The sequence below is a fragment of the Comamonas sp. FUJ_7 genome, from assembly GCF_057369555.1.
The window spans coordinates 171,516-189,591 of the sequence record NZ_JBXXZI010000005.1 but is presented as its reverse complement, the minus strand read 5'-3'; the positions used below and the strand labels follow the sequence as shown (position 1 = coordinate 189,591).

Genomic DNA, 18,076 nt, shown 5'->3' with positions numbered 1-18,076 from the left:
TCAGCAGCGTTATCAAACTCAAAACTATCCAAAATCTAGAGCAGGCAAGCGCAAGCAGCTATTCTTTGTGAAGACCAGGGTGCTTATTCAGGCCCGATGAGCCGCCAGGAGTTCAACCCAAAATGACAAAAGCCCCAGATCAGCAATGATCAGGGGCTTGGAATTTGGTGGCCTGGGACGGAATCGAACCGCCGACACAAGGATTTTCAATCCTCTGCTCTACCGACTGAGCTACCGGGCCTTTGCTTCACAGAAGTTTTGTGAAGCGCGATTATAGGTTCATATCTGCGTTGAGACGGGATGCAGGCTCACATTCAACCATGCTGACCCAGCCCAAGCTCGATATGAAAAATCCCAGGTCATTGCTGATCTGGGATTTGAAATTTGGTGGCCTGGGACGGAATCGAACCGCCGACACAAGGATTTTCAATCCTCTGCTCTACCGACTGAGCTACCGGGCCATTTATTCAGCACTCTTGAGCACTGAAGCCACGATTATAGGCATAGTTTTCATACCCAAATCGAAATCGTGGCATTTTTTGAAAAATTATCCGCGACGGTTGCGCCCCAGGTCCACGCCCAGCTGGCGCAGCTTGCGATAGAGGTGCGTGCGCTCAAGACCTGTTTTCTCCGCCACACGCGTCATCGAACCACCTTCGCGCGCCAGATGAAATTCGAAATAGGCCTTCTCAAAGCCATCTCGCGCTTCGCGCAAAGGACGGTCAAGATCAAAGCCCTGGTGCGAGCTGGGCAAGCTGTCTTCTGCCGCCTGTGCAGTCACGCTGACAGCCGCCACCGACACCGAGCCGCTACTGGTGGGTGACGCTGCCTCTGTGCTTTGGCTGGCAGAGCTGCGGGCCAGCCCCTGCTCCACTGCCTTGAGCAGCTTCTGCATGGTGATGGGTTTTTCCAGGAAGGAAAGTGCACCAATGCGCGTTGCCTCGACAGCTGTTTCGATGGTCGCATGCCCGCTCATCATGATCACCGGCATGGTGAGCTGACCCGCTGTCGCCCATTCCTTGAGCAAGGTAACGCCGTCCGTGTCTGGCATCCAGATATCCAGCAGCACCAGATCGTAGTTATGCGTTGCTCTGGATACCCGTGCCTGCGTGGCGTTTTCTGCCACGTCCACACTATGACCTTCGTCGTTGAGGATTTCCGACAACAAATCCCGGATCCCCAGTTCGTCGTCGACCACTAGTATGTTTGCCATGTGTCTAAAGCCTGTTGCTATGCCTTGTGTACAGCGGGATCATCCGCCTGTGCACGGTCGTTAGGTACAAATGATAGCGACACTCGCGCGCCTTGAACTACCCCGTCGTCCTCTCGATTACCCAGGTCCACTCTGGCGCCGTGCTCATCTGCGATTTTCTTGACCACGGCCAAGCCCAGGCCTGTGCCTCGGGACTTGGTGGTTACGTAGGGCTCGAAAGCTCTTTGTAAAATATTGGGAGCAAATCCCGTGCCGCTATCGTTAATGCTAAGGCGCACACGCTGCACGGCATCGACCCAGCGGGTTTCAATGGTCACAGATCCCGGAGTCTGCCCTGTTTCCTGGGCTCGCTGCGCCGTGGCATCTTGTGCATTTTGCAAAAGATTGTGGATGACCTGGCGCAGTTGCTGGCTATCGCCCTGAATCAAGGGGCAAGTCTCATCCAGTGATGCCTCTACACGCACTGCCGCATTTTCTTCGCCATACAGCTGCAGAACTTCGGTCACCAGCGCATTCAGATCCAGCGGTTGCAGATTGGCCGCCGGCAAGCGTGCGTACTCGCGAAACTCATCGACCAGCCGCTTCATTGCCCCTACCTGATCAACGATGGTCTTGACGGATTTGGCCAGCAGCGCCTGCTCTGTGGGCTGCAGCTTGTCCGTCAGCTTCATAGCCAGACGCTCGGCGGACAGCTGTATTGGTGTCAGCGGGTTCTTGATCTCATGTGCCACGCGACGCGCGACTTCCCCCCAGGCCTGGGCTCGCTGGGCCGACACAATCTCGGAGATGTCATCAAACACCAGCAGGCGCTGATCATCTGGCAGCTCGGCCCCTCGCATGACCAGACTGGTGGTGTTGTGCACCACGTCACCATTGCCGCTGCCGCCATCGAGTTCATAGACCTTCTGCCAGCGGTCACGTCCTTGCTCGGCCGAAGCATCGCCCAGAAATATTTCAAACTGCTCCTGCACTACACGGGCAAAGTCTTGCAACCCCGAGACATCACACAGGCGCTTTCCCTGAAACACCGCCATGGGCGCACGCAGAATGCGGGTCGCTCCCGGGTTGCTGAGCACGATGCGCCCGTCGCACTCCAGCACGATGACACCGGACGTGAGGTTATCCAGAATCGTCTGCAGATTACTGCGCGCCGCATCAAGCTGCAGCAAGTTGCGATTGGCATCAGAGCGTGCATCGGCCAGTTGCTGCGTCATGACCGCAAAAGAGCGCGTCAGCCCGCCAATTTCATCCTTGCTTTGCAGCGCAGGCTTGGGCCGCAAGTCGCCACGAGCCACATCGCGCATGCCCTGGGCTAGCAGCAGCAATGGCTTGGCCAATTGGTTGCCAAGCACCACGGCCAGCACCACGGCACCGAAAACGGCCAGAAACAATGCCAGCGTCAGCGTGCCGATATACATGCGCTGCAGGCCGGCGCGGGCCAGCGCTCTTTCCTGGTACTCCCGGTTGGCGGCCTGCACGGCCAAGGCATTGGTGACCAAGGTCTTGGGCAGTGGAATGGTCGCTTGCAGGTAGCGCGCCTCTTCCAGCAGGTTCACCGCCGAGCTGGGCACCAGCGCCAGCGTGCGCACCCTGGCATTCTCTGCAACCTGCTCGGCAGGCACATCACCCGCATCATCCAGGCCTTCCACGCTTCCCACGGCGCGCTGGCCGCTTTGCTCGCGCAGACTCCGCAACAACTGCGGGCTGGGGCGCTCAGGAGCCAGACGGAACTGCGACTGGCCGGCGCTTGCAATAGCCTTGCCCGAGGCATTCCACAGCACCACATCAATGGCGCCGATCTGATCACGAATACGCTCCAGCATCAGGGCCGCGCCAGCATCGGAAGTCTGCGCCAGCTGCAAACCGGCAGTCCGTGTGTTGTTGGCCATGTCATTGGCCACGGTATCCAGCGTGGAGCTAGCCAGGCTCACCCCCGCAGACAGTGCGCCTTCAACCTTGACGTCAAACCAGCTCTCGATGGAACGAGATACGAACTGGTAGGACACCACATAAATCAGCAAGCCCGGCAGCAGACCGACGAGGGTAAAAATACCCGCCAGCTTGAGCAGCAGATTACTGCCAAAGCGCCCATTTTTAAGGCGCAGTGCCAGCCTCAGCCCGCCCCATAGCAACACCAGCAGCAACACCCCGGCCACCACCACATTGGCTGCAAACAGCCAGTTGTAGTTTCGCTCGTAAGCCAGGCGGTTGTTGGTGGCCATGGTCAACAAAAACAGCAGCAAAACGCCGACCACGGCCATCAGTGCCACACCGCAGCCCACAGCCCAGCGTGTTGCTCGCGACCATCGTGCTGCGGCAGGAGTGCGGCCTTCGACGTCCAGATGCTTGAACTCTGCCATCAGGGGGCGGCCTCCAGTGGCTGGGTGCGCGACAGCTGCAAATTCCAGCCAGAGCGCCCCAAGGCACCTATCTGCAGCGGTCTTGGCAAGGAGGACAGATCAACGCGAAAACGCAGCTGCACCGACACACCGGAGGTTGTGCTGACCTGTCCCGGCTCCAGAATCTTCCAGCGGTAAATACGCTGAATGGCAGCCATCGCATCTTCAAGCTGCTCATAGGTCTGGCCCAGTGCCAGCCCCGTACCACTGCCACCTGTAAACGCAGCATTGGAGATATGCAGTCGCCAGCGCCGCGTCAGCGGCTGGTGGGTGATTCGGTAATAACGCGTAGCCTGTCCCACTTGCTGATCAGACCAATACCAACGCTCACGCTGAATCTGGGCTTCGGCAATGAAATACATGGGAATGCCCTGGCGCAAGGCATCTTCCACCTGACCGGGCAGCTCGAATTGCAGGTTGGCAGAGAGAAAGACACCCTCCTCCGTACGCGTAGCCTGCATGGAGCTGATATCTGGCACCACGGTCTCGGCTCTGGCCTGCAATGTCGACCAACCGAGCAGCATCAGCATTGCGACGGCAAGCAGCGTGCGCCACCAAGCTAGCGCTGCAGCGTTAGCGTGCTTTTTCCAGCAGTGCGTAATAAAAGCCGTCGTGATCACCAAAGGCATTGTCTGACACCGCGCCGTCTTTGACACCCTTGCCGGGTATTAAATGGCCCGGTGCAGGCAGGCAGATTGCCGTAGTGTTGCGTGCAAGAAACGCTTTGAGCTGCTCATCACCCTCGGCCTTGAAGACCGAACAAGTGCAATAAACAAGACGGCCGCCAGGCTGCAGCAGCGGCCACATGGTGTCCAGCAGCTTGGATTGAATACTGGCCAACTGGGCCACATCGCTCTCGCGGCGCAGCCAGCGCACATCGGGCTGGCGGCGCACAATGCCCGATGCCGTGCAAGGCGCATCGAGCAAGATGGCGTCAAACAACTGGCCTTTGTATTGCTCATCAAACCAGTCTTCGGGTCTGGAGGCATCAGCCACCAGCACCTTGGCCTTGAGCCCCAGGCGCGACAGCGTATCGCCAATGCGCTCGGCACGCACAGGATCGATCTCCAGCGCGGTGACTTCCACACTGCCCGGCGTAGCACGCTCAAGCAGATGTGCCGTCTTTCCACCAGGCGCGGCGCAGGCATCCAGCACGCGCAGTGGCCGGTCTTCGGGCTGGGCCAAGCCCTGCAATAGCAAAGGAGCCGCAGCTTGCGCGGCTGCATCCTGGACCGAAGCCCAGCCCTGGGCAAACTGCGGCAAGTCCTGTACCTGCACGGCCTGCTCCAGCTGCAAACCGCTTTCAGCCACAGGAAGCGATTTCAAATTGATAGCTGCCAGCGCAGACTGGTACTCGGCTTGAGTCGTTTTTTGCGTATTAACACGCAGCGTCATCGGGGGCTGGGCGTTATTGGCTTCCAGAATGAGTTGCCAGTCTTGGGGATGGTCTTTTTTCAGACGCGCAATCCACCAGGCAGGGTGATTCCAGACGGCCACAGGATCTTTGTCCGTCGCACTCACCAGCACATCGCGCTCGCGCAGAAAGCGGCGCAGACAGGCATTGATAAAGCCGGACTGGGCACGAGCCGCACCATTCTTTGCCGCTTCCACCGCCTGATTGACCAGTGTAAAAGGCGGGTACGGGGCCTGCGTTTCATCCCACGCCAAAGCCAGCGCTGTATTGAGCAGAGCGCTCACCTTCGGGGCTGGAGCACGCGGTGCCAGCTGCTTTTGCAGCGCCTGGGCACGCCCCAGATTGCGCAGCACCTGAAACAGCAAGGCCTGCACTCCCGGACGCAAGCGCTGCGGCACCTGTGCCAGCACCGCCTTGCTGGACTGGCCGCCCAAAATGCCGTGCAAGGCCTTGGCGACGGCATCCAGCTGCTGCCACAGGGCAGGAGCATTAGGCGTAGCAGTGCCAGCAGCGGCGATCTTGGACGGGTTGGGCTTGGAAGTCATGGAGGGCAGACCTGAAAAATCTTGCAGGACTGACATGCATCGAGCGGCTAAGCGGGCTGTTCCATCGCACCCTCGCTTCGCTCACCTCATGGAAGTCAATCGTATTTTGAACAATGAAAAACGCTCCCGTCTGCACTAGGCAGAGCGGGAGCGTGGTGCATCAACAGTGATCCGAAGCCGTTACCAGCTGCGGATCAGCGCCATGCTTACTCGGCAGAGGCGTCGGCTGCAGGAGCGTCGACGTCATCAGCCAGCACACCGGCCAGCTCGGCTTCTTCGGCTTCGGCAATGGCACGGCGCTCGGCGTCGTCCATTTCGTCCTTGGCCTTGCGAGCCTGGTGGTATGCCAGACCGGTACCAGCGGGGATCAGACGACCCACGATCACGTTTTCCTTCAGGCCACGCAGCTCGTCGCGCTTGCCCATGATGGCAGCTTCGGTCAGAACGCGCGTGGTTTCCTGGAAGGACGCCGCAGAGATGAACGAGTCGGTGGACAGCGAAGCCTTGGTAATACCCAACAGCACGTTGGAGTACGTGGCAGGCAGCTTGCCCTCCTTGAGCATCTGTTCGTTGGTGTTGAGCACCTCGGAACGCTCGACCTGTTCACCCTGGATGTAGGTGGTATCGCCAGAGTTCTCGATGATCACGCGACGCAGCATCTGGCGCACGATCACTTCGATGTGCTTGTCGTTGATCTTCACACCCTGCAAGCGGTACACGTCCTGCACCTCGTCCACGATGTAGCGCGACAGCTCTTCGATACCCAGCAGACGCAGGATGTCTTGAGGATCGGCGGGACCGTCAACGATGGATTCACCCTTGTTCACCACCTGGCCTTCGTGCACCAGAATGTTGCGCTCCTTGGGCACCAGCTCTTCCCAGACCTTGCCTTCCAGATCAGTAATCTGCAAGCGGATCTTGCCCTTGGTTTCCTTACCGAAGGACACGGTACCGGTCATCTCGGCCAGAGTACCCTTGTCCTTGGGCGTACGGGCTTCGAACAGCTCGGCCACACGAGGCAGACCACCGGTAATGTCTCGGGTCTTCTGACCTTCGACAGGGATACGGGCCAGCACCTCGCCAGGACCCACGTCCTGGTCGTCGCGCACCTGGATCAGGGCGCCGACCTGGAAGCCGATCGTCACAGCGTGGTCGGTACCGGGAATCTTGACTTCCTGGCCGTTGGCGTCGATCAGCTTGACCTGAGGACGCACCACCTTGGCGGAGCCACGACGTTTGGGGTCGATCACCACCAGAGTGGACAGACCGGTCACTTCGTCGACCTGCTTGGCCACCGTCAGACCTTCTTCCACGTTCTCGAACTTCACGCGACCGGCGTATTCGGTAATGATGGGTCGGGTCAGAGGATCCCAGTTCGCCAGGATCTTGCCGGCCTTGATGGCTTCATCGGGCTTGATGGTCAGCACAGCGCCATAAGGCACCTTGTGACGCTCACGCTCGCGGCCGTTTTCCGTGATCACGATTTCGCCGGAACGCGAAATCACCACCAGCTCGCCCTTGGTGTTGGAGACATAGCGCATCGTGCTGTTGAAGCCGATCACACCATTGGACTTGGCTTCCACGCTCGAAGCGATGGCAGCGCGCGAAGCGGCACCACCAATGTGGAAGGTACGCATGGTCAGCTGCGTGCCGGGTTCACCGATGGACTGCGCAGCGATCACGCCTACAGCTTCACCCATATTGATCAGGCCACCGCGACCCAGGTCACGACCGTAGCAGGTTGCGCACAGACCGAAGCGGGTTTCGCAGGTCAGAGCCGTGCGGACCTTGATCTCGTCCACGCCCTGGTTTTCCAGCTCTTCGATGGTGTCTTCGTCCAGCAGAGTACCAGCGGGCAACAGCACGGAACGATTCTCAGGGTGCAGCACGTCTTCAGCAGTCGAGCGGCCCAGCACGCGGTCGCGCAGGGATTCGATCACTTCACCGCCTTCGACGATGGCCCGCATCACGTAGCCGTTGGAAGTGCCGCAGTCCTGCTCGTTCACGACCAGGTCTTGCGTCACGTCCACCAGACGACGCGTCAGGTAGCCGGAGTTAGCTGTCTTCAACGCCGTGTCGGCCAGACCCTTACGAGCACCGTGGGTCGAGATGAAGTACTGCAGAACGTTCAGGCCTTCGCGGAAGTTCGCGGTAATAGGCGTTTCGATAATCGAGCCGTCTGGCTTGGCCATCAGACCACGCATACCGGCCAGCTGACGAATCTGAGCTGCGGAGCCACGGGCGCCGGAGTCAGCCATCATGTAAATCGCGTTGAACGACTCCTGATCGACTTCGTTGCCGTGACGGTCAATGGTCTTCTGAACCTTCAGCTGGTCCATCATCACCTTGGACACGTCGTCACCGGCCTTGCCCCAGATGTCCACCACCTTGTTGTAGCGCTCGCCAGAGGTCACCAGACCCGAGACGTACTGCTGCTCAATTTCCTTCACTTCGGCTTCCGCGCGGGCCAGGATGTCGGCCTTTTGCGGAGGCACCAGCATGTCGTCGATGGAGATCGAAATACCAGCGTGCGTGGACAGACGGAAACCGTTTTGCAACAGCTTGTCGGCGAACACCACGGTTGCCTTCAGGCCGCACTTGCGGAACGAAGCATTGATCAGCTTCGAGATTTCCTTCTTCTTCAGCGCCTTGTTCATGTTGCTGAAAGCCAGGCCCTTGGGCAGGATTTCAGACAGCAGAGCACGGCCCACGGTGGTTTCCACGAGCGAGGTCACGGGCTCGAATTCGCCGGTTTCCTTGTTCTTGTTCCACTCGGTCAGACGCACGCTCACCTTGGCGTGCAGCTCGGTCTCGCCGGCATCCAGAGCGCGTTGCAGCTCCATCAGGTCGGCAAACACCATGCCTTCGCCCTTGCCGTTGATCTTTTCACGCGTGGCGTGATACAGACCCAGCACCACGTCCTGAGAAGGAACGATGGAGGGTTCGCCCGAAGCGGGGAACAGCACGTTGTTCGAAGCCAGCATCAGCACGCGGGCTTCCATCTGCGCTTCCACAGACAGAGGCACGTGAACAGCCATCTGGTCACCGTCAAAGTCGGCGTTAAAGGCAGCACAAACCAGCGGGTGCAGTTGCAGAGCCTTGCCTTCGATCAGGATAGGTTCAAAGGCCTGGATACCCAAACGGTGCAGCGTAGGCGCACGGTTGAGCATAATGGGGTGTTCCTTGATGACTTCTTCAAGGATGTCCCACACCACGGGCGTACCGGCTTCCACTTCCTTCTTGGCAGCCTTGATGGTCGTGGCGATGCCGCGCTGCTCGAGCTGCGCAAAGATGAAGGGCTTGAACAGCTCCAGCGCCATCAGCTTGGGCAGACCGCACTGGTGCAGCTTGAGGTAAGGACCCACGGTAATCACGGAACGACCGGAGTAGTCCACCCGCTTACCCAGCAAGTTCTGGCGGAAGCGACCGCTCTTACCCTTGATCATGTCGGCCAGGGACTTCAGAGCACGCTTGTTGGCGCCCGTCATGGCCTTGCCGCGACGGCCGTTGTCCAGCAGCGAGTCCACCGCTTCTTGCAGCATGCGCTTTTCATTGCGGGCAATGATTTCGGGAGCCTTGAGCTCCAGCAGGCGGCGCAGACGCGAGTTACGGTTGATGACGCGGCGGTACAGGTCGTTCAGGTCGGAAGTGGCGAAACGGCCACCGTCCAGAGGCACCAGAGGACGCAGATCGGGAGGCAGCACGGGCAGCACTTCCATCACCATCCACTCGGGCTTGATACCGGACTTCTTGAACGCTTCCAGCAGCTTCAGGCGCTTGGCGTTCTTCTTGACCTTGACTTCGGAGCCGGTCAGATCGTTGCGCAGGCGTTCGATCTCGACGTCGATGTCGATGCCTTCGAGCAGGTCCTTGATGCCTTCAGCGCCCATCTTGGCAGTGAATTCGTCGTAACCGTATTCCAGCTGCTTGGCGTCGTAATCGTCTTCGGTCATGATGCTGAACTTCTTCAGCGGTGTCATGCCGGGGTCGGTCACCACATAGGCTTCGAAGTACAGCACACGCTCGATGTCACGCAGCGTCATGTCCAGCACCAGGCCCAGGCGCGAAGGCAGGGACTTCAGGAACCAGATATGGGCGCAAGGCGCGGCCAGATCGATGTGACCCATGCGTTCGCGACGCACCTTGGTCTGTGTGACTTCAACGCCGCACTTCTCGCAGATCACACCGCGGTGCTTGAGGCGCTTGTACTTGCCGCACAGGCATTCGTAGTCCTTGATCGGGCCAAAGATCTTGGCGCAGAACAGACCATCACGCTCGGGCTTGAAAGTACGGTAGTTGATCGTCTCGGGCTTCTTCACTTCACCGAAAGACCACGAACGAATCTTCTCGGGCGAAGCCAGGCCGATCTTGATGGCATCGAAATGCTCATCAGGCGTAAATTGCTTGAACAGGTCGAGTAGCGATTTCATGTAACTCTTTCCTTTTCGTCAAAAATCATTGCAGCCACCGCTGGATTTGCCTTGGTTTCAGCAACGAACCAAGCGCAAATCCTTTGTTTTAAAGCGGTTGCAGCTCTCTTTTTTAATAGGCGTTTTTAGGAACGTTCGAGCTCGATGTCCAAGCCCAGAGAGCGGATTTCCTTGACCAGCACGTTGAACGACTCGGGCATGCCCGCTTCGATCGAGTGCTCGCCCTTGACGATGGATTCGTACACCTTGGTACGGCCCACCACGTCGTCGGACTTCACGGTCAGCATTTCCTGCAGCACGTAAGCGGCGCCGTAAGCTTCCAGCGCCCACACTTCCATTTCACCGAAACGCTGACCACCGAACTGGGCCTTACCGCCCAGAGGCTGTTGCGTCACCAGCGAGTAAGGACCGGTGGAACGAGCGTGCATCTTGTCATCGACCAAGTGGTGCAGCTTCAGGTAGTGCATGTAGCCCACGGTGGTCGGACGCTCGAAACGCTCGCCAGTACGGCCGTCATACAGATAAGCCTGTGTACGTGTCTCGGTCAGGCCCTTGGCAGCGGCAATGTCGTCAGGGTAGGCCAGCTTCAGCATGTCCTTGATTTCAGCTTCGGAAGCACCGTCGAACACCGGCGTTGCGAATGGCACGCCCGTGGTCAGCTCCTTGGCCATGGACATGACCTCGCCGTCGTCCAGCTGGGACAGATCTTCCTTGCGACCGCTGCGGTTGTAGATCTCTTCCAGGAAGGCTCGCACTTCAGCCGCGCGAGCTTCCTTTTGCAGCATGTCACCGATGCGCTGGCCCAGACCCTTACCAGCCCAGCCCAGGTGCACTTCCAGCACCTGACCGATGTTCATACGCGAAGGCACACCCAGCGGGTTCAGCACGATGTCGGCAGTGGTACCGTCGGCCAGGAAAGGCATGTCTTCCACAGGAGTGATCTTGGAGACCACACCCTTGTTACCGTGACGACCGGCCATCTTGTCACCAGGCTGCAAGCGGCGCTTGACAGCCAAGTAGACCTTGACCATCTTCAGCACGCCAGCAGGCAGCTCGTCGCCTTGCGTGAGCTTCTTGCGTTTTTCTTCGAACGCCAAGTCGAAGGTGTGACGCTGCTGCTCGATGGAGTTCTTGATGGACTCCAGCTGAGCGGCCACATCGTCTTCGGCAGGGCGAATATCGAACCAGTGGAACTTCTCGACGCCGTCCAGATAGGCCTTGTCGATCTTGGCACCCTTGGAGAGCTTCTGAGGGCCGCCGTTGGCCACGCGGCCAATCAGCAGCTTCTCGATACGGTCGAAGGAGTCAGCCTCCACGATACGCAGCTGGTCATTCAGGTCCAGGCGGAAGCGCTTGAGTTCGTCATCAATAATTTGCTGAGCACGCTTGTCACGCTGGATGCCTTCACGCGTGAACACCTGCACGTCGATCACGGTGCCTTGCGAGCCCTGATCCACACGCAGCGAGGTGTCCTTCACGTCGGAAGCCTTCTCGCCGAAGATGGCGCGCAGCAGCTTCTCTTCAGGCGTCAGCGTGGTCTCGCCCTTGGGTGTGACCTTGCCCACCAGCACGTCGCCGGGCTGCACTTCTGCACCCACGTAGATGATGCCGGACTCGTCCAGACGGTTCAGCTGCTGTTCCGACAGGTTCGGAATATCGCGTGTGATTTCTTCGGCACCCAGCTTGGTGTCGCGAGCCATCACCACCAGCTCTTCGATGTGGATCGAGGTGTAGCGGTCGTCAGCCACGATGCGCTCGTTGATCATCACCGAGTCTTCGTAGTTGTAGCCGTTCCAGGGCATGAACGCGATCAGCATGTTCTGACCGATGGCGATTTCGCCCAGGTCGGTCGATGCACCGTCGGCCAGCACGTCACCCGCAGCCAGCTTATCGCCACGGCTGACGATGGGGCGCTGGTGGATATTGGTGTTCTGGTTGGAGCGCTGATACTTGATCAGGTTGTAGATGTCCACGCCGACTTCGCCAGCAACGGCTTCGTCGTCGTTCACACGGATCACGATACGGGTTGCGTCGACATAGTCCACGATACCGCCGCGCTTTGCAGTCACGACAGTGCCAGAGTCAACCGCAGCAACGCGTTCGATGCCGGTACCGACCATGGGCTTTTCAGGACGCAGCACAGGCACGGCCTGACGCGACATGTTGGCGCCCATCAAGGCACGGTTCGCGTCGTCGTGTTCCAGGAAAGGAATCAGCGAAGCAGCCACGGACACGATCTGCGCAGGCGACACGTCCATGTACTGCACGCGCTCGGCGGACACCAGAGTCGATTCACCCTGTTCACGAGCCGACACCAGCTCACCTTGCAGGTTGCCTTCGGCATCCAGCTCGGCGTTGGCCTGGGCGATCACGTACTTGCCTTCTTCGATGGCAGACAGATAGTCGATGTCCATCGTGACCTTGCCGTCCACCACGCGACGGTACGGGGTTTCAATGAAACCGTACTCGTTCAGGCGGGCGTACAGAGCCAGCGAGTTGATCAGACCAATGTTAGGACCTTCAGGCGTTTCAATTGGGCAGACGCGACCGTAGTGGGTCACGTGCACGTCACGCACTTCGAAGCCGGCGCGTTCGCGGGTCAGACCACCTGGGCCCAGGGCGGAAACACGGCGCTTGTGCGTGATTTCGGCCAGGGGGTTGGTCTGGTCCATGAACTGCGACAGCTGCGAGGCACCGAAGAATTCCTTCAAAGCCGCGGAGATGGGCTTGGAGTTGATCAGGTCGTGAGGCATCAGAGGCTCTTGCTCTGCCTGGCCCAGACGCTCCTTCACAGCCTTTTCGATACGAGCCAGACCGGTGCGATACTGGTTTTCGGCCAGTTCGCCCACACAACGCACGCGGCGGTTGCCCAGGTGGTCGATATCGTCAACTTCGCCCTTGCCATTGCGCAGATCCACCAGAATCTTGACCACGGCCAGGATGTCTTCGTTGGACAGCACCATGGGACCGGTTGCGCCTTCGCGACCGATCTTGGCGTTGAACTTCATACGGCCAACGCGCGAAAGGTCATAGGTGTCGGGGTTGTAGAACAGGCGCTGGAACAAGGCCTGCACGGCGTCCTCGGTAGGAGGCTCACCAGGGCGCATCATGCGGTAGATGGCAACGCGGGCAGCGAACTCGTCCACGGTTTCATCGGTGCGCAGGGTCTGCGAGATGTAGGCGCCTTGGTCCAGCTCATTGGTGTAGATGCACTGAACATCCTGCACACCAGCGGAACGCAGCTTCTTGAGCAGGGCTTCGGTCAGCTCCTCGTTGGCCTTGGCGATGATTTCGCCGGTGTCGGGATCAACGATGTTCTTGGCCAGCACGCGACCCAACAAGAAGTCTTCAGGCACACTGATGAACTTGGTGCCGGACTGCTCCATCTCGCGGGTATGACGAGCGGTAATACGCTTGTCCTTGGCGACCACAACCTTGCCAGCCTTGTCGGTGATGTCGAAACGTGCGACTTCGCCCTTCAGGCGGTCGGCCACGAATTCCATCTGGGCGCCGCTGTCCATCAGGCGGAAGTTGTCGTTCACGAAGAACGTCGCCAGGATGGTTTCGGGCGTCATACCGATAGCCTTCAGCAGGATGGACACAGGCATCTTGCGACGACGGTCCACGCGGAAGTACAGCAGGTCCTTGGGGTCGAACTCGAAGTCCAGCCAGGAGCCGCGGTAAGGAATGATGCGAGCCGAGAACAGCAGCTTGCCCGAGCTATGGGTCTTTCCCTTGTCGTGCTCGAAGAACACGCCAGGGGAGCGGTGCAGCTGAGACACGATCACGCGCTCGGTACCGTTGATGATGAAGGAGCCCTTGTCGGTCATCAGGGGCACTTCGCCCATGTAGACCTCTTGCTCCTTGACTTCCTTGACTACCTTGGACTGGGCCGTAGAGGACTCACGGTCGTAGATGATCAGCTGCACCTTGGCCCGAACGGCCGAGGCGAAAGTCAGACCACGAGTCTGGCATTCACGCACATCAAAAGCGGGCTTGGCGAGGTTGTACTCGACAAACTTCATCTCCACAAAACCGTTGTGAGAGACGATAGGGAAAGCAGAATCAAAGGCCGCTTGCAGGCCATCAATCGTACGTTTTTTGGGGGCTACATCTGCCTGCAGGAATGCTGTATAGGCATCTTTTTGCATCTGCAGCAGATAAGGCACTTCGAGCACGCTATCGCGGCTCCCGAAGCTTTTGCGGATTCGCTTGCGTTCGGTATAAGAATAGGCCATGAGATCTCCGGGCAAAGACATGAGTCCTGGGTCTGCGACGACTGCCCCACAGGAGTTTCATCCTGCGGGCTTGGCGGTTGGCCACTACCAACCATGGCTGACGACGATGCGTTGCACATCGCCCGAACCAAGGCATCTTCTGCTGTCGGATTGTCAGAAGACACTAAAAAGCAGACTCCCTAGGAAACCTGCTTTTTGGTGTGTTCTTTCAGCGCGTTCCACAAGCGCCAAAGGCTGGAGACCCTTTGAAGAGTCTCCAGCCCTTGATTTCACTGAATTACTTCAGTTCAGCCTTAGCACCAGCTTCGATCAGCTTCTTCACAGCAGCTTCAGCGTCAGCCTTAGGAGCGGCTTCCTTCACAGTCTTGGGAGCGCCGTCGACCAGATCCTTGGCTTCCTTCAGACCCAGGCCGGTGATTTCACGCACAGCCTTAATCACGGACACCTTGTTGGCGCCAGCTTCAGTCAGAACGACGTCGAAGTCGGTCTTTTCTTCAGCAGCAGCAGCGCCGCCAGCAGCGCCGCCAGCAGCGGGAGCAGCCATAGCAGCGGCGGACACGCCAAACTTCTCTTCAATTGCCTTGACCAGGTCGTTCAGTTCCAGAACAGTCATGCTGTCCAGGGCTGTCAAGAATGCGTCTTTATCGAATGCCATTTTGATTTCCTAAAATTAGTTGGTTTTGCCCAGCAATTAAGCTGCGGCGGTTTCGGCTGCTGCTTCGGCAGAGCCTTCGCCCTTCTTGGCCGCCAGAGCGCCCAGCACAACAGCTGTACGCGAGATAGGCGACATGAGCAAGCCGCACACTTGTGCGAGCAGTACTTCCTTGGAGGGGATATTTGCCAGTTGCTTAACGCCGTTGACGTCCAGGGCCTTACCTGCAAACGCGCCACCGCGAATCACCAGCTTGTCGTTGGTCTTCGCGAAATCGGCCACCACCTTAGCGGCAGCCACTGCGTCTTCAGAGAAGCCATAGATCAGGGGACCAGTCATCTGGTCAGCCACCACGTCAAACGCGCTACCGGCAACAGCACGGCGGGCCAGGGTGTTCTTCAACACGCTCAGGCTCACACCCTTGCTGCGAGCATCGGCACGCAGTTTGGTCATGTCGGCGACCGTGATGCCACGGTATTCCGCGATCACAAGCGTTTGAGCTTTAGCGGCGAGGCTGGTCACTTCGTTGATGACCGCTTCTTTCTCACTGCGATTAAGACTCAAGGTCTACTCCTTCAAATGCATATACAAGGTTAACCCTGCATACGCGCTCTTGTTGCAGCGACCAACTGTTTAGGAAAAATTTCCATCTGCAGCGGGATCGCCATCTACGTTGGCCTTCGTGATTAAGTGATCAGATCACACCAACGGTCTTGGATGACCTGAGAGAGCAACAACTCTCTCAGCCCACCACACCAGATGAGCAGTGCCCATCTGACGATTTCTAGCAATTACGCCGAGATGGATTGCGTATCGACGCGAACGCCCACACCCATCGTCGACGACACAGCCACCTTGCGCAGGTACAGGCCCTTGCTGGAAGCAGGCTTGGCCTTGTTCAGGGCGTCGATCAGAGCCACCAGGTTGCCCTGCAGCTTGTCGGCATCGAACGAGCGACGACCGATTGTGCCGTGCACGATACCGGCCTTGTCCACGCGGAACTGCACTTGACCAGCCTTGGCGTTCTTCACTGCCGTAGCCACGTCAGGAGTCACAGTGCCAACCTTGGGGTTAGGCATCAGACCACGTGGGCCCAGGATCTGACCCAGCTGACCCACAACACGCATAGCGTCGGGAGCAGCAATCACCACGTCGAAAGGCATGTCGCCGGCCTTGACTTGAGCAGCCAGGTCGTCCATACCCACCACGTCAGCACCTGCAGCCTTGGCTTCTTCAGCCTTGGCGCCTTGTGCGAACACGGCCACGCGAGCAGTCTTACCTGTACCGTGAGGCAGCACCACCGCGCCACGCACCACTTGATCCGACTTCTTGGCATCAACGCCCAGCTGCACGGCCACGTCGATGGATTCATCGAACTTGGCAGTAGCTGCTTCCTTCACCAGCGCAACTGCGTCAGCGAAAGCGTACAGCTTGGTGGAGTCCACCTTGCCTTGGAGAGCTTTTTGCTTCTTGGTCAACTTGGCCATTTACACACCCTCCACGATCACGCCCATCGAACGGGCAGAGCCAGCCAGCGTACGCACAGCAGCGTCAACGTCAGCAGCGTTCATGTCCTTCAGCTTGGTATTAGCGATCTCTTCCAGCTGAGCACGTGTGATCTTGCCAACCTTGTTCTTCAAAGGATTAGCAGAGCCCTTGTCCAACTTCACAGCCTTCTTGATCAGAACGGTTGCGGGTGGCGACTTGATGATGAATGTGAAGCTCTTGTCAGCAAAAGCTGTGATCACCACAGGCAGGGGCAGACCGGGCTCGACACCTTGAGTCTGAGCGTTGAACGCCTTGCAGAACTCCATGATGTTGAGACCACGTTGACCCAGAGCAGGGCCAATGGGAGGAGAAGGATTGGCCTTACCAGCTGGCACTTGCAGCTTGATGAAGCCGACGATTTTTTTCGCCATGTTGAGCTCCTTACGGGTATAGCGCCGCCTGCAATCCCTGCAAGCAGCTCCCCGAGGTTGCTGACTCTACAAAAAAGCTTCGCACCGAGTCAAAAAATGCGAAGCCCTAGATTCTATTGCGAATCTCAAGTTTTCTCAACTTGAGAGAATTCCAATTCCACAGGAGTTGCACGGCCAAAGATAGTGACCGAGACACGCAGACGGTTCTTTTCGTAGTTGACCTCTTCCACGGAGCCATTGAAGTCTGCGAAAGGACCTTCCTTGACACGAACCATTTCGCCGACCATGAACTCAATCTTGTGGCGGGGCTTTTCGGTGCCTTCTTGCATCTGATCGACGATCTTGCGCACCTCTTCTTCAGAAATTGGCGCAGGTCGATTTTTTGCACCACCCACAAAGCCGGTTACCTTGCTGGTGTGCTTGACCAAGTGCCAAGTGTCATCGTCCATCACCATTTCGACGAAAACATAGCCAGGGAACAAGCGGCGCTCAGTGGTGCGACGAACGCCATTGCGCATTTCCACCACTTCTTCAGAGGGCACCAAGATACGACCGAATTTCGATTGCATGTCGGAGCGGGCAATACGCTCGGCAATATTGCGCTCGACCGCTTTTTCCATACCCGAATAGGCATGGACGATATACCAACGCAGATCAGGGTTGGCGGGCGCTGCCCCTCCACCATTCACATCTGTTTCGACAGCATCAGTCATTACTTCCTCCAGCCCAAAATCAAGTCGTACAAGACCCATTCCAGCGTCTTATCGGTGAACCACAAGAACAAAGCCATCACAACCACAAACGCAAAGACATACAGAGTCATCTGCATCGTTTCTTTGCGGGTGGGCCAGACTACCTTCTTCACCTCACGCCAAGCATCACGAGCAAAGCCTGTGAAGCGCTTGCCCGGCTCGGAGATCAAAAACACCCCGGCTGCCAATACAAGGCCAGCAATCAAAGTTGCCCACTGCACCAGCGTCCCTTGCTTGCTCAACAGATAAAAGCCGGCAATAGAAGCAACAACTAAAGCCGCAACTGCGGCTATTTTTGCTTTGTCAGCTGCAGAGCTGACTGTTTCAACCTGAGTAGTGGCCATATTTTGTTTCAAATGCACAAAAATGTGCAATTTCAAGACACAAAAGCCCGCCAAAGGCGGGCTCTTTTTGACTCCACCATTAAGAGGTGGCAGGGGCAGTAGGAATCGAACCTACAACCTTCGGTTTTGGAGACCGACGCTCTGCCAATTGAGCTATACCCCTACAAAAT

At 58.0% G+C, this 18,076-nt stretch carries 12 protein-coding genes and 3 tRNA genes; all 15 read right to left on the bottom strand.

The window, feature by feature from the left end:
• Nucleotides 1-165 precede the first annotated feature (165 nt).
• Nucleotides 166-241 (bottom strand) — tRNA-Phe (locus AC2I9W_RS09585).
• A 144-nt stretch (nucleotides 242-385) separates the two neighbouring features.
• Nucleotides 386-461 (bottom strand) — tRNA-Phe (locus tag AC2I9W_RS09580).
• 86 nt (nucleotides 462-547) lie between these two features.
• Nucleotides 548-1,213: a response regulator gene (locus AC2I9W_RS09575; protein WP_486409740.1), complete on the bottom strand. Its 666-nt coding sequence runs from the start codon at nucleotides 1,211-1,213 to the stop codon at nucleotides 548-550.
• Nucleotides 1,214-1,230: 17 nt separating this feature from the next.
• Nucleotides 1,231-3,573 (bottom strand): sensor histidine kinase, encoded by a 2,343-nt coding sequence (locus AC2I9W_RS09570; protein WP_486409739.1) that lies wholly within the window; start codon nucleotides 3,571-3,573, stop codon nucleotides 1,231-1,233.
• Nucleotides 3,573-4,142 carry a DUF4390 domain-containing protein gene (locus tag AC2I9W_RS09565; RefSeq protein ID WP_486409738.1) on the bottom strand — a complete coding sequence of 190 codons (570 nt, stop codon included), beginning with the start codon at nucleotides 4,140-4,142 and terminating at the stop codon, nucleotides 3,573-3,575. Before AC2I9W_RS09565 ends, AC2I9W_RS09570 begins: the two co-directional genes overlap by 1 nt.
• A gap of 43 nt (nucleotides 4,143-4,185) precedes the next feature.
• Nucleotides 4,186-5,571: a 16S rRNA (cytosine(967)-C(5))-methyltransferase RsmB gene (rsmB, locus tag AC2I9W_RS09560; protein ID WP_486409737.1), complete on the bottom strand. Its 1,386-nt coding sequence runs from the start codon at nucleotides 5,569-5,571 to the stop codon at nucleotides 4,186-4,188.
• Nucleotides 5,572-5,777: 206 nt separating this feature from the next.
• The gene (rpoC, locus tag AC2I9W_RS09555) at nucleotides 5,778-10,001 is read right to left on the bottom strand and encodes a DNA-directed RNA polymerase subunit beta' (RefSeq protein ID WP_486409736.1); all 4,224 of its coding nucleotides are present in this window, start codon (nucleotides 9,999-10,001) and stop codon (nucleotides 5,778-5,780) included.
• Between the two features lie 125 nt (nucleotides 10,002-10,126).
• On the bottom strand, nucleotides 10,127-14,239 hold the full coding sequence (gene rpoB, locus AC2I9W_RS09550; RefSeq protein WP_486409735.1) for a DNA-directed RNA polymerase subunit beta: 4,113 nt from the start codon (nucleotides 14,237-14,239) through the stop codon (nucleotides 10,127-10,129).
• Between the two features lie 277 nt (nucleotides 14,240-14,516).
• On the bottom strand, nucleotides 14,517-14,894 hold the full coding sequence (gene rplL / locus AC2I9W_RS09545) for a 50S ribosomal protein L7/L12 (protein ID WP_486409734.1): 378 nt from the start codon (nucleotides 14,892-14,894) through the stop codon (nucleotides 14,517-14,519).
• A 36-nt stretch (nucleotides 14,895-14,930) separates the two neighbouring features.
• Nucleotides 14,931-15,455, bottom strand: coding sequence for a 50S ribosomal protein L10 (gene rplJ / locus AC2I9W_RS09540; RefSeq protein WP_486409733.1), 525 nt, complete (start codon nucleotides 15,453-15,455; stop codon nucleotides 14,931-14,933).
• Between the two features lie 227 nt (nucleotides 15,456-15,682).
• The gene (gene rplA, locus AC2I9W_RS09535; RefSeq protein ID WP_486409732.1) at nucleotides 15,683-16,378 is read right to left on the bottom strand and encodes a 50S ribosomal protein L1; all 696 of its coding nucleotides are present in this window, start codon (nucleotides 16,376-16,378) and stop codon (nucleotides 15,683-15,685) included.
• Nucleotides 16,379-16,810, bottom strand: a complete 432-nt coding sequence (gene rplK, locus AC2I9W_RS09530) for a 50S ribosomal protein L11 (RefSeq protein ID WP_158388896.1) — start codon at nucleotides 16,808-16,810, stop codon at nucleotides 16,379-16,381.
• Nucleotides 16,811-16,935: 125 nt separating this feature from the next.
• Entirely contained in the window at nucleotides 16,936-17,523 is a 588-nt protein-coding gene (gene nusG / locus AC2I9W_RS09525; protein ID WP_486409731.1) for a transcription termination/antitermination protein NusG, read from the bottom strand.
• Entirely contained in the window at nucleotides 17,523-17,906 is a 384-nt protein-coding gene (gene secE / locus AC2I9W_RS09520; protein WP_486409730.1) for a preprotein translocase subunit SecE, read from the bottom strand. The genes nusG and secE overlap by 1 nt, the downstream gene beginning before the upstream one ends.
• An 87-nt stretch (nucleotides 17,907-17,993) precedes the next feature.
• Nucleotides 17,994-18,069: transfer RNA gene (locus AC2I9W_RS09515), tRNA-Trp, on the bottom strand.
• Nucleotides 18,070-18,076: the final 7 nt, after the last annotated feature.